At 60.2% G+C, this 12,616-nt stretch carries 10 protein-coding genes; 7 read left to right on the forward strand and 3 right to left on the reverse strand.

Annotated elements, in window-relative coordinates; genetic code table 11:
• The first annotated feature begins 45 nt into the window (after positions 1–45).
• The 5 genes from bglB to PRI8871_RS03550 all read left to right on the forward strand — a co-directional run bounded on the left by bglB (position 46) and on the right by PRI8871_RS03550 (position 5,494).
• Positions 46–1,164, forward strand: coding sequence for a beta-galactosidase BglB (gene bglB / locus PRI8871_RS03530; RefSeq protein ID WP_108884790.1), 1,119 nt, complete (start codon positions 46–48; stop codon positions 1,162–1,164).
• A gap of 82 nt (positions 1,165–1,246) precedes the next feature.
• Entirely contained in the window at positions 1,247–2,530 is a 1,284-nt protein-coding gene (locus tag PRI8871_RS03535; protein ID WP_108884791.1) for an ABC transporter substrate-binding protein, read from the forward strand.
• A gap of 79 nt (positions 2,531–2,609) precedes the next feature.
• On the forward strand, positions 2,610–3,503 hold the full coding sequence (locus PRI8871_RS03540; RefSeq protein WP_108884792.1) for a carbohydrate ABC transporter permease: 894 nt from the start codon (positions 2,610–2,612) through the stop codon (positions 3,501–3,503).
• The gene (locus tag PRI8871_RS03545; RefSeq protein ID WP_219928990.1) at positions 3,496–4,395 is read left to right on the forward strand and encodes a carbohydrate ABC transporter permease; all 900 of its coding nucleotides are present in this window, start codon (positions 3,496–3,498) and stop codon (positions 4,393–4,395) included. The genes PRI8871_RS03540 and PRI8871_RS03545 overlap by 8 nt, the downstream gene beginning before the upstream one ends.
• Before the next feature lie 10 nt (positions 4,396–4,405).
• Entirely contained in the window at positions 4,406–5,494 is a 1,089-nt protein-coding gene (locus PRI8871_RS03550; protein ID WP_108884794.1) for an ABC transporter ATP-binding protein, read from the forward strand.
• Between the two features lie 120 nt (positions 5,495–5,614).
• Here the strand turns inward: PRI8871_RS03550 and PRI8871_RS03555 are convergent, their stop codons facing one another.
• The 3 genes from PRI8871_RS03555 to PRI8871_RS03565 all read right to left on the reverse strand — a co-directional run bounded on the left by PRI8871_RS03555 (position 5,615) and on the right by PRI8871_RS03565 (position 10,116).
• Positions 5,615–7,789, reverse strand: coding sequence for a hypothetical protein (locus PRI8871_RS03555; protein ID WP_245897759.1), 2,175 nt, complete (start codon positions 7,787–7,789; stop codon positions 5,615–5,617).
• A gap of 387 nt (positions 7,790–8,176) precedes the next feature.
• Positions 8,177–9,316: a CaiB/BaiF CoA transferase family protein gene (locus PRI8871_RS03560; protein WP_108884795.1), complete on the reverse strand. Its 1,140-nt coding sequence runs from the start codon at positions 9,314–9,316 to the stop codon at positions 8,177–8,179.
• A 14-nt stretch (positions 9,317–9,330) separates the two neighbouring features.
• The gene (locus tag PRI8871_RS03565; RefSeq protein WP_108884796.1) at positions 9,331–10,116 is read right to left on the reverse strand and encodes an IclR family transcriptional regulator; all 786 of its coding nucleotides are present in this window, start codon (positions 10,114–10,116) and stop codon (positions 9,331–9,333) included.
• A 126-nt stretch (positions 10,117–10,242) separates the two neighbouring features.
• On the opposite strand from PRI8871_RS03565, the gene PRI8871_RS03570 reads away from it, so the two are divergent.
• On the forward strand, positions 10,243–11,349 hold the full coding sequence (locus tag PRI8871_RS03570) for a 2-hydroxyacyl-CoA dehydratase family protein (protein WP_108884797.1): 1,107 nt from the start codon (positions 10,243–10,245) through the stop codon (positions 11,347–11,349).
• Complete coding sequence (locus PRI8871_RS03575) at positions 11,342–12,616, forward strand: 2-hydroxyacyl-CoA dehydratase family protein (protein WP_108884798.1); 1,275 nt, start codon at positions 11,342–11,344, stop codon at positions 12,614–12,616. Before PRI8871_RS03570 ends, PRI8871_RS03575 begins: the two co-directional genes overlap by 8 nt.

The raw sequence follows: 12,616 nt of genomic DNA on the forward strand, positions 1-12,616 counted from the left end.
TTAGGTTCCGAAAAAGTCAACACGTTTAGAGGTCTCGACACAGCGATGCATCCACTCTTGCGCCAGAAACAGCACCTGCTAGTCCGGGACGACGTGCGTGAACTGATCGACCGCCTTACGACCAATCTGATCAATATCGACGATACGACCGGCGATTTTCTGCTGCGGCTCGATGATGGGCGTGTGATCGACACCAAAGGCTGGGCCGGGTGGGAATGGACGCACGGCATCGGGTTGTACGGGCTGTTCAAGTATTGGGAAACCACAGGCGACGCCCGCGCGATGGAGATCATCACCACATGGTTCGATGATCGCCTCGCCGAGGGGACGCCGACCAAGAACATCAATACCGTGGCCCCGTTTTTGACGCTGGCCTGCCTGTACGAACGCGATCCGAACCCGATCTGGCGCACCTATCTGGAACGCTGGGCGGATTGGGTGATGTATGAGATGCCGCGCACCCGCGAAGGTGGGTTGCAGCACATCGTCTACAACAACGTCAACGACCAACAGATGTGGGACGACACGCTGATGATGAGCGTGATGCCCTTGGCCAAGATCGGCCTTGTCCTGAACCGTCCCGAATTCGTCGAGGAAGCCAAGTACCAGTTCCTGATCCATTCCCAGTACCTCGCAGATACGACCTCGGGGCTGTGGTTCCATGGCTGGACCTTCGACGGAAACCACAATTTCGCTCGGGCACTTTGGGCGCGGGGCAACAGCTGGATCACCATCGCCATCCCGGAATTCATTGATCTGCTGGATCTGCCCGAAGGTGATCCGCTGCGGCGGCATCTGTTGTCGCTGTTGGCGCGGCAGGCGGCAGCGTTGAAGGCGACGCAGGATGCGTCTGGGCTGTGGCATACGCTTTTGGACGATCCTGACAGCTACCTAGAAGCCTCGGCCACGGCTGGTTTTGCGTATGGCCTGCTGAAATCGGTCCGCAAACGCTATCTGCCGCCAGAGTATCTGAATGTGGCCGAACGTGCCGTCAAAGGTGTTGTCGACAACATCAGCCCCGAGGGCGAGCTGATGCAGGTCTCTTTTGGCACAGCCATGGGCGACGATCTCGATTTTTACCGCGACATCCGACGGACGTCGATGCCTTACGGCCAGGCCATGGCGATGCTGTGCCTTAGCGAATTTTTGCAAACCTACATCTGAACCCATTCGGATGGAGCCAAACGGGACGGACACGACCGTGGAGGACGGTCCCGGCCCGATCAACAACAGTGGAGGAACTGACATGAAACTGACGCGTAGACTATTTCTTGGGTCGATGGGCACCGCAACGGCAGCCACCATTCTGCCCGCATTCCCGGCGTTTGCCCAGGATCGCTCGATCCGGCATTTCTGGTGGGGCAACCCAACCCGAGACAAGAACACCTTTAATGTGATCGACCTGTTCCAAGGCGCCAACCCCGGCATCAAGGTGTCAGGCGAAACCATCGGCTGGGGCGATTACTGGACCAAGATGGCCACGCAAACCGCCGGCGGCAACATGGCGGACGTGATCCAGATGGCGCACACGTTCATTCACGAATATGTCGGCCGCGGCGCGATTAAACCGTTGGACGAATTCGTCGGCAATGGCATTGACCTGTCGAACTACGATGCGGGCGCAAACGATGTCGGCACCATCGACGGCAAGCTGTACGGCATCAATATCGGCTCTACCACGCAGGCGATCCCCTACAACATTCGGGCATTTGAGGACGCCGGGATCGACGTGGATACGCTGGCCTGGACCACCGAAGACCTCGCCGCCGCCTGCGCCGCGATCACCGAAAAATCCGGTGGCGCGATGACCGGATCCGAGGATCTGTCGCTGTATCTTGAGAACTTCGAAGTCTGGGTGCGCTCGACCGGGCGTGACCTGTATTCCGAAGACGGCAAGCTGGAAATGACCGCAGAGGATGTGCAGTCCTATTGGGAATTCTGGGGCGGTTTGCGCGATGCGGGCTTTGTCGAAGGCAAGGACGCGACCGTGATCCTCGATAAGGGCATGGCCGACCTTGGCATCACCAAGGGCACGACCGCGATGACCTTCCGCTATGCCAACCAAGTTGGAGCAGTTCAAAGCCTGATGACCGATCCCGTCGGCGCGGCGCGGGTTCCGCAACGCCCCGGAACCGGCAACGGCCATTATGTGCTGCCGTCGATGTTCCTGTGCATGACGCGCGACGTGGGCGATATCGATGCGGCCAACGCCTATATCGATTTCTGGATCAACAACCCAGAAGCACTCAAGTCGCTGGGCATCGACCGTGGCATTCCGCCCAGTCAGATGGGCCGCGATGCGATCGAACCGACCTTGTCGGACGTCGATAAGAACGTCGTCGCGTTCTTTGGCGGCGTGCAGGATCAGGTCGGGCCGGTTCCGAACGCTACCCCCAAAGGGGCTGGCGAGGTTCGCGACGCCTTCATGCGCACGGGAACTGACGTTGTGCTGGGCAATATGCCCGCCGATGAGGCCGCCGGTCAGTTCATTCAGGACGCCGAAAGCATCCTGATCCGCGCCAACCGCTAAGACCGATGGCCGGTCCCTGTGCGCGCCCGGCGGGTTTGCGTACAGGGGCCGGCCCACACGCACGAAAGCAACACACCTTATGTTCCGCTTTTTACGCAGAAACGCTGCCGGATACGTTTTCCTGTCGCCGTGGCTGGTGGGCTTTGTGTTCCTAGCCCTGGGACCGATCCTTGCCTCGCTCTACATGAGCTTTACTCGATACGACATGGTGTCGCCCCCGGTCTGGGACGGTCTGGGCAATTATCAATATATGTTCGAACACGACCGCCGCTTCTGGAAGGCGTTGCAGGTCACGTTCACCTTTGTGGCGTTTTCGGTCCCGTTGCGGCTGGCCATGGCGCTGGGGGTGGCGATGCTGCTCGACAAGGGGCTTCGGACTATCGGACTGTATCGCGCGATCTTTTACCTGCCGTCGCTGCTGGGCGCGTCCATCGCGATCGCGCTGCTGTGGCGTGAAATGTTTGGCGTCGACGGGGTGGTGAACGGCGCGCTGGCGATGATCGGCATCGAGGGCAGGGGGTGGATCACCGATCCCGACACCTCGCTCTATACGATTGTCATCCTTGCGATGTGGCAGTTCGGATCGCCTATGTTGATCTTCTTGGCCGGGCTGCGCGGTATCCCCCGCGACCTGTATGAAGCGGCTGAAATCGACGGCACATCGAAGTGGCGGCAGTTTTGGCGGATCACTTTGCCGATGCTCGCGCCGGTGGTGTTCTTCAATCTCGTGCTCCAAACCATCGAGGCGTTCAAGACTTTCACCTCGGCGTTTATCATCTCGAACGGAACGGGGGCGCCCGCCGACAGCCTGCTGTTCTATACGGTCTATCTCTTTAACGAAGCGTTCAAGTTCTTCCGGATGGGCTACGCATCGGCGCTGGCGTGGGTGCTGTTGATCATCATCGCCGTCTTTACGGCGCTGGCCTTTGCAACCTCGAAATACTGGGTACACTATGAAAACGAACGTGATTGATCGTTCCACGGTCGCTGACCCGGAGGCCGATCTGGCGCATGAAATCAGACTGCGCCAGAAAGCCCGCGAGAAACGTGCGCGCCTGCTCAAACACGCCTTTCTGATGCTGTTGTCCTTTGTGATGCTCTATCCGCTGCTCTGGCTGTTTGCGTCCTCGTTGAAGCCGGAAAACGAGATCTTTGGCGATCTTGGTCTGTGGCCCTCGCAATTCCAGTGGTCGAATTACACCGAAGGCTGGAACGCGCTGCCGGTGTCCTTCACCGTGTTCTACGCGAATTCGGCCATCGTCACGGTGCTGTCGGTCATCGGCAACCTGCTATCGTGTTCGTTTGCGGCTTATGCCTTCGCCCGGCTGACCTTCAATGGCCGGACCTTTTTCTTTGCGTTGATGATGATGACCATGATGCTGCCGTATCATGTGGTCCTGATCCCGCAATACGTGCTGTTCCTGAACCTTGGGTGGGTCGACACCTACCTGCCGCTGATCGTGCCGCGGTTCCTGGCCGCCGATGGGTTCTTTATCTTTCTGATGGTGCAGTTCTTCCGCCAGATCCCGCGCGAGCTGGACGAGGCCGCGATGATCGACGGTTGTTCCCCGTTTAAGATCTACTGGGCGATCATCCTGCCGCTGTCGCTGCCCGCCATGGGCACTGCCGCCATCTTTTCGTTGATCTGGGTCTGGGAAGATTTCCTCGCCCCGCTGATTTATCTCAATGACATCAACAGCTACACCGTGCCGCTTGCCCTGCGTCTGTTCGTCGATCAGGAAGGGCAATCCGCCTTTGGCCAGATGTTCGCGATGTCCGTCTTGTCCCTTGTGCCGGTGCTGCTGTTCTTCGTCGCTTTCCAGAAGCTGATCATTCGCGGCATCGCCACCTCTGGTATGAAATAAGGAAGTCTCCATGTCTGCTCTGACACTCCGCAATGTCGGTAAATCCTATGGTGCGCTTGATATCATCAAGGGTCTGAACCTCGATATCCGCGACGGCGAATTCCTCGTGCTGGTCGGGCCCTCGGGCTGTGGCAAATCCACGCTTTTGCGGATGATCGCCGGTCTCGAAGAGATCACCGACGGCACCATCGCCATTGACGATCGGATCGTGAATGATCTGCCCGCCTCGAAACGCAACCTGTCGATGGTGTTCCAATCCTACGCGCTGTATCCGCACATGTCCGTGCGTAAGAACCTGGCCTTTGGCCTGCAAAACCTGTCGATGTCCAAGGACGAGATCAACCGCCGCGTCGACGAGGCCGCGCGGATCTTGCAGATCGAACCTTTGATGGACCGCAAGCCGCGTCAGTTGTCGGGGGGGCAGAAACAGCGCGTCGCGATCGGGCGCTGCATCGTCCGCGAACCGGGCCTGTTCCTGTTCGATGAACCGCTGTCCAACCTTGACGCCGAATTGCGTGTGCAAATGCGGGTCGAACTCGCGGCGCTTTACCGGCGGCTCAAGACGACGATGATCTACGTCACCCACGATCAGGTCGAAGCGATGACTCTGGCCAGCCGCATCGTTGTTTTGCGGGCAGGCAAGATCGAGCAGGTCGGAACCCCTGAGGAGCTGTACACGCGGCCCGCCAACCTGTTCGTCGCGGGCTTTCTCGGGTCGCCCAAGATCAATATGCTGCCCGCCATGGTGGACGGCGACGCCACTGCGCCCCTTGCCAAGATGGCAGATTTTCCGGCGTTCACATTGCCCGCGCTATCGACCGCCGCGCGCGACATTACGATCTGTGTCCGCCCTGAAGCCATCCACCTTGATGGTGGCGAGGTGCAGGCGACGGGAACGATCCGGCTGGTTGAATACCTTGGCGCTGAGCGGCTGATCCACATCGACCTGCCCTCGGGCCAGACCTTGCTGTTCCACGCCACCGGACCGGACCAGCATGTTGTCGGGGATACCCTTCAGGTCGGCTTCGATCTTGCGGACATGCATTTCTTTGACGCTGACGGGGTACGGATGGAAGCCGCGATTGCGCAGGCCGCCTGACAGGCAGCTTGCCGCCCTCGGCGCCGGTTGCGGCATCGGGTGTATTCAGTAAGCCTTGTATCTTGGAAAGAACCCGACCCGGCCGGTCAGGATGGGCGGCCCGAAAGCCGCCCAATGCCATTAGGCCAATAGGTCGAACACGTCGGCGCCAACTTTGACGTTCAACTGAGATTGCGCGCCACCATCCACAAGTGCCCAGAGCATTACGCCGGTGACCTTGTGGGTGATGAACACTTCCTGCGTGGCGGAATCGCCTGCGCTGGCTGTGGTGGCGCGCTGAACCAGGAAATTCTCTTTCACGGCTGAACCGCCGTAGAACAGCAAATCGCCCTCAGCGGCGTTGTAATCCTGAATCCAATCGGACCCGTGGCCAGCATTGCCGGAGTGGAAAAACTTATCCGCGCCTGCGCCGCCGTTCACACGGTCATATCCGAAGCCGCCATTGATGAAATCGTTGCCATCGCCGCCGAAAATCAGGTCGGACCAAGCCGACCCGGTCAGGACGTCATCGCCTGTGCCGCCGATCACCGTATCCGCGCCATATCCTCCCTCCAGCGTGTCATTGCCTGCATCGCCGCGCAGTTCATCATTGCCATAGCCGCCGTCGATGGAATCATTGCCGTTGCCGCCATAGACGACATCGCGCAGGTCGGCCTCGGTCGTGCCGCCAAAGATGATGTCATCGCCGTCCAGCCCGATCAGAGTGTCCGATCCATCAAGGCCATAAAGCGTGTCGTTGAACGCGGTCCCGGTCAGCTTGTCCGGCCCATCTGTGCCATTCAGGGCTTGGCCCGTCGGGGTGCTGCCGATCACCGGCCCGCGAATGCCGCTTGAGACGACCTCATCTGTGTCATTGCCATCGCGATAGCTGATCTTGACGCTGATCCCGGTGTCGATGTCTTCGGGGACAAGAGTGTAGCTCGGACCCGTCGCGCCGGTGATCGCCTCTCCGTCCCGCAGCCATTGATAGTTGAGCAGGCCAATCCCATCGGCATCCGACAGGGCGGTGACATCGGCGGTTAGAACCGTGCCCACGGTCAGATCGCCCTGCACCAGAATATCGCCTGTCGGCGCGTTGTTGTGTGCTACGGCGTCCAGGTATTCATCGACAGTCAATTGAGCCTGCTTGCCCGAAACGACCAGTGCCAGATCGTCGATTGAAAAGATATCGCGCAGTTCTGGCCCTTGTTCGGGCGACCGGGGTTCATACAGAACAATCGCCGCAACGGTTTTCGCCTCGGACGGGTCCAGCACGTAGGAATAGAACTGTTCGCCGCCGGTGTTCAGCGGGTTGGCATCGGTCAAGGTGCGATAGATGCTGCCGTCCGAGAAATGGATATCCAAATAGACGTCGCGCTTGGTGGCTTCGCGCCCCATCAGGTTCAGGCCAAAGCCCCAGACCGGCGGGCTTGTGCCCTGATCAAAGCAGATCATCACGCCGCCGCTGGTCTGTTCACCGGGCAGAACCTCTAGGTACTGATTGCCGCCACCGGTCTTGTTGTAGCCGCGATCGGCGTCATTGCCGGGATTGGTTGCAACGCCCGGATCATCGCCCCATGCAGCGGGGTTTGAATTGATCGCGTTCCCGGTGTTGAACAGATGGATGGACATCAGCCCGTCGACAATCAGCGTGCCGTCGGCGGTGCCATCAGGCATCGTGCCGGTGGCCGTACTATGAGTGGTTCCGGCAGCGGCGGTGTAGCTGTGGCCAGTGCCGGCGAAGTTGCCGTTCGCTTCGGCCTCAAAGGTGTGCAGGATCACGCCAAAGGTTGTCGTCGCCATGGCGCGAATCGCGTCCGCGAAATCGTTGACTTCTTTCAAGCCGCTGGCCGACCACGCAGGCGGCGCGGCGATAGAGCCGTCAAGTTCGGTCAACGAGCTGATATTTTCGGTCACAAAGCTGGGCGCACCATCCACGCTGGCCGTGGTCATGGTGTGGACAGCAAGGTAATCGTCGTAGAAATCCCCTAGATCCAGGTCGCAAAGCTGTTGGTCGGTGGACAGGCTGACAAGCCCGGTGGGTTCGGACAAAAGCGCCTCGCCCACGCCAAGCCCATCAGTATAGGTGACCTGAACCGATACGATATTGCCGACATCGGCCAATCCAAGGGTATAGGTTTCACTATTGGCACCCGAGATGGCCGCGCCGTTTCGCATCCATTGATAGGCGAATGGGTTCAGCCCGTCGGCATCGCTAATAGCGCTGGTATCGGCGGTCAGGGTTTCGTTTTGTGTGTGCGTCCCGGTAATCAGGACATTCCCTTCGGGCGGGGAATTGGTGGCAACGACAGCCATGGTCTCCTCCTTCCATTTCGTCGGTCTTGGACCTTGCCGGGGCATTTCGCCTGTCTTCCGGCCCTAAGGTAACCTGCGACGTCTTTTCGGTCGTAATGTGGCAATAAGCTTGCAAATTGGGTGTATGTCAGACGTTTCTTTGGGTGTATGTCAGACGTTTCTGACCCATTCGCCAAGCATAGATCATGCCACCCGCGACGTAAGGTAAACCATCTTGGCCAAAGCCGCTGTCCGGCAGGGGAAAAATCTGGGTGCGTTGGCATTCGCAAAGGATTGCGCGCGAAACTTTAGGAAATTGGGGGTCTTGCGCCCAATTGGGCTGGGGTTTGTTGTTTCTTGATTGTTCCGAGTGTCTTGCTTTGCGGCATCACTGTCGCAAAAATCGCATCAATCTCCAAGAATTTCTGACGTATGCTGGCCCAGTGTGGGCGGGCCTTCGGCATGGCCGGGGCCGCCATGGGCAAATGTGAAACCGGCGTTCAAAATCTCGGCCTCTCCATCGCCGAACGGGATAGACAGCGTCAGATCGCGGGCTTGGGTCCAGCCACGGGCAAAAACATCCTCAAATTGCAGCACTTCTCCGGCAGGCACGCCAGCGGCGGCCAGCAAAGGCCCCCATTCGGCAGCGGGGCGAGCGGCAAAGGCATCGCGCAACTGTGTTTGCAGCGCGTCCGAATTGGCCTGCCGCGCATCGCGATCCGCAAAGCGCGGGTCACTGGTCAAGCCCCCCAGACCCAGCGCTTGTAATAGCGCCTGAACCTGTTTTTCCTGCACGGCGCCTATGGTGATTTGTCCCTTGGCGGTCGGAAAGGTGTCGGCGGTGGGGGCGCGGGAAAAGCCGCCGTTGCCCGTGCGCACATGGCGCGTGCCGTTGAGCAGGAACGGATTGACCACCGACAGCATCATCACAAGCGTCGTATCCAGCATCGCCACATCGACCATCTGCCCGTCGCCGCCAAACCGTTCGCGTTGCAGCAGCGCCGACAGGGTCGCCAAAGCCGCCATCACCCCGGTGAAGGTATCTACGATAGGAATACCAATGCGGATCGGGTCGTCGCCTTCATGGCCTGACACGTTCATCAGGCCCGACAGGCTTTGTACGATCTGGTCAATTGCCGGATGGTCGCGCAAGGGGCTGTCCTGTCCAAACCCCGAGACAGAACAATAGACGATCCCCGGTCGCAGCGCCTTGGCGGCCTGAAACCCAAGGCCAAGGCGATCCATCACGCCGGGGCGGAAGTTTTCGATCACCACGTCGCTTGAGGCCATCAGGCGCTGGGCGTGGGCAAGGCCGCCGTCGCTTTTCAAGTCCAGCACCACGGATTTCTTGCCGCTGTTGATGCCGACAAAGGCCGGGGCCATGCCGCGTTCTGACGGGATCAGGGAATAGTTGCGCAATGGGTCGCCGCTTGGGGATTCAACCTTGATGACCTCGGCGCCCAGCAGGCGCAAAAGATGCGTGGCCAATGGGCCGGCAACGACATGGGTGAAGTCAAGAATGCGCAGGCCTTCAAGGGGTTGGGGCATGGTCTGGCCTTTCCTCAATCATCGTGCTGTGTGCCGCCAAGCCGGGCGCTGATGGCGCGGCAGCCGTCCAGAACGGCGGCGATCATCCTGTCCCGCAGGTCGGGGGTGACGCGGCTGGCCGGTGCGGTCACGCCAAAGGCGCAGGCGACAGATCCGTGGCGATCCCGCACCGGGCCAGCGATGCCGACCGAGCCGGAATAGCTGCCAGGCCCATATTGGCGGCGTTGTTCGTAAAACCCATCGCTGCGCAGTTGCGCCAGATCCAAGGCCAGCGCTTCGGCGGAAAAATCGGGATGGCGGGCAAGCGTCGCGTCTTGCTGGCGGGTCAACAACCCGGCCAAGGCATCGGGCGTGTCATGGCAGATCAAGGCCAGCGACGGCGCGCCAAAAGTCAGCAGCTTGTGCTGGCCAAGGCTGACCACCCGCCGGATCGGCTGGGCGGCGACGACCTGATCCAGATCCACGCGGTGGTCGCCCGACCGCACGGACAGAACCGCCGTTTCATCCAACTGAGCGCTGATGTCTTGCATGACAGGGCGGGCCAAATCCATCAGCCCGGTGCCCGCCCGCGCGGTTTCGGCCAACGCGATGGTTTCATAGCCCAAGGCATAGTGCCCGGTGCCGGGGTCGCGCTGGACCAAGCCTGCTTGAACCAAGGTTCCCAGCAGCCGCAGCGCCGTGGACCGATGCAAGCCAGTGGCGCGGGACAATTCCGCCAAGGACATACGCGGCTGGGACACCGAAAACGCCTGCAAAAGCGATACGGCGCGGTCCAGAACGTTGACGGTCGTTGCGGGCATGTGTTTCACCTAATGAAACAAATATTTGCGGATTGAAACAAGTCGTAGAATCCGCCTAGTCTTCTGTCAATTGTTCTGTCTTGCCGGAGGCGCGGGGATGTCATCGAAATTCAATGGCTTCGGTCTATGACGGCCTTGGCTGACCTGCATGCACGCTATGCCGCGCGGCATTGCTGCCGGGCTGGTGGCGTCGGGCTGATCACGCCAATTGCCCCGATTGAACTGGTGCTGGCTGCTGGTCTGCGTCCCGTGCGGCTTTATGGGCAAACGGACCGCATGCCGACATTGGCCGACCGGTACATGGAGGCGGAAATGGATGGCGAGGTTCGGTCGCTGTTCGATCAATTCTTGCAGGGGCGGTTTGCCGGTCTTGATCTGGCGCTATTGCCCCACGCGTCAGAACAGCATCTGCATCTGAAATACTATCTGGATGAGGCGCAGCGCTGGGAGCCGGAGCTTGATATGCCGCCCGTTGCCTTGGTCGATCTGCTGCAAACCCCGGCTTGGGCCACGTCGCGCTATGACCGCGACCGGATTGACAATTTGGCGCAGCGGCTTGGGACGCTTGGCCAGCCGATTACCGCGCAGGGTTTGGCGCAGGCGATTGCGCAGGTGAACGCGATGCGGTTGGCGCTTCGGCGGGTGGTCGCGCTGCGCAGCGCCGGGCGGATCACGGCCGCCGATGCGCACCGGTTTGCCGCTTTGTTCGGCGCGGTCTCAGCCTCGGACTATGCCGATTTGGCGGGGCGGCTCGCGGATCAATCCATCGTGCAAACGGCGGGCTTGCGCGTCGTGCTGTCTGGATCCATGCGCGACGATACAAGGGTTTATCAGGCGCTGGATGATGCCGGGGCGGTTCTGGCGGTCGATGATCATGTTGCGGCGGATCGCTTGGGTGGGCCATTGGTTGAACCCGAGACGGACCCGTTTGAGGCCGTGACAGAATACTACCAATTGCATGCGCCATCGGTGCGCCAAACCCCGCAGCGCCCGTTGGACGAGGCGTTCGTCCAGCGCTGCCAAGACGCAGGGGCGCAGGTTCACATCTGTGTGCTTGAGGATGTGGACGACACGTTGGGGTGGGATTGGCCGCGGCGGCGCGATCTGCTGCAAGCCGCTGGTATCCCGTCGGTTTTGCTGACGGGCCGGGGGTATTTTGACCCCGATGACGGGGCTTTGAAGGCCACAATCGCGCAGGCAATCGCATTGGCGCAGGAGGCCGCGCATGTCTGATCTGCCGCCTCTGTCCGTCACCGCGTTGGCCCGTGAAAACCAAAAGCAGTGGTTTCAGGAATTCCGCGCCCGGGTTTTGCAAGCGGGTGAGCCCTATGCCATCGCCGCCGCCGTCGCCCCGCATGAGGTGTTTCATGCGATGGATGTGCCGGTGGTGCCGATCCCGTGGTATTCGGCGGTCATCAGTGCCAAGCAGCTTTCGCCCTATTACTTTTCCTTGATGGAAAACATGGGCTTCCACGACGGTCTGCCGCGCTACAGCACTTTGCCCTACATCAGCACCTTGGACAACGATCCGGCCCGCGCGCCATATGGCGGGCTGCCGAAACCTGCGCTGATCCTCGAACGACTGCGGTCCGACTATGTGCAGCGCGTGGGCGAGCTTTGGGCCGAGGCGTTTGACTGCCCGTTGGTTCTGATGGATGCGCCCGGCCAGACCGAGTTACGCCCCGGATGGCCCGAGGCCGCGCAGCACGGGTGGGAGGCGCTGTATGAGCCGCACCGGCTGGATTTTCAGGTCGAGCAGCTAAAGGCGCTGATCCACACCGCCGAACAGGCGACCGGCAAACCGTTTCGCCAGTCCCGGTTGGAACGGGACATGGCCAATATCAACCGCTTGGGCGAGGTGATCGCTGAAGCGCGTGATCTGATCGCCTCGGCGCCGCTCTGCCCTGTGCCCTTGGCGGAACAACTGACCAATGTCATGGCCTGCACATGGCAGCGCGGCAGCCAATGGGCAATTGACCATGCCAATGCCTACCGCGATGAAATCGCCGATAGGGTTGCTGCGGGGCAGGGCATCTGCACGGGCGAAAAGCGCCGTTTGTTGTGGCTTAACAACGGGTTGTGGTTCAACACGGCCTTCTACCGCTATTTCGAACAATCGCATGACACGGTGTTTGTCTGGTCGATGTATTCGGATTTTCTGAGCGACGGGTATCGCAAATATTACGACAGTGATCCCCTTCGCGCCTTGGCTGCGCGGCATATTTCCATGAGCGAACAGCTGCATCAGCCGCCATGGATGGCCGAATGGATTTTGAAGCAAGCGCGGGATTTCCGTGCAGATGGGGCGGTGATGTTGACGCCGGTCAATGACCGGATGGCATCGCTTGGGACAAGATTGTGCAAACTGGCGTTGGAACACGCGGGCTTGCCAGTGCTTGAGATCCGCGCGAATGCTGTTGACGCCCGGACTTGGGACGATGAGACCAACCGGGCACGCGTGGCACAATTCATCGAGGAACGCGTCACAAGCGCACGTTGA

This window comes from Pseudoprimorskyibacter insulae (genome assembly GCF_900302505.1).
Classification (GTDB): domain Bacteria; phylum Pseudomonadota; class Alphaproteobacteria; order Rhodobacterales; family Rhodobacteraceae; genus Pseudoprimorskyibacter; species Pseudoprimorskyibacter insulae.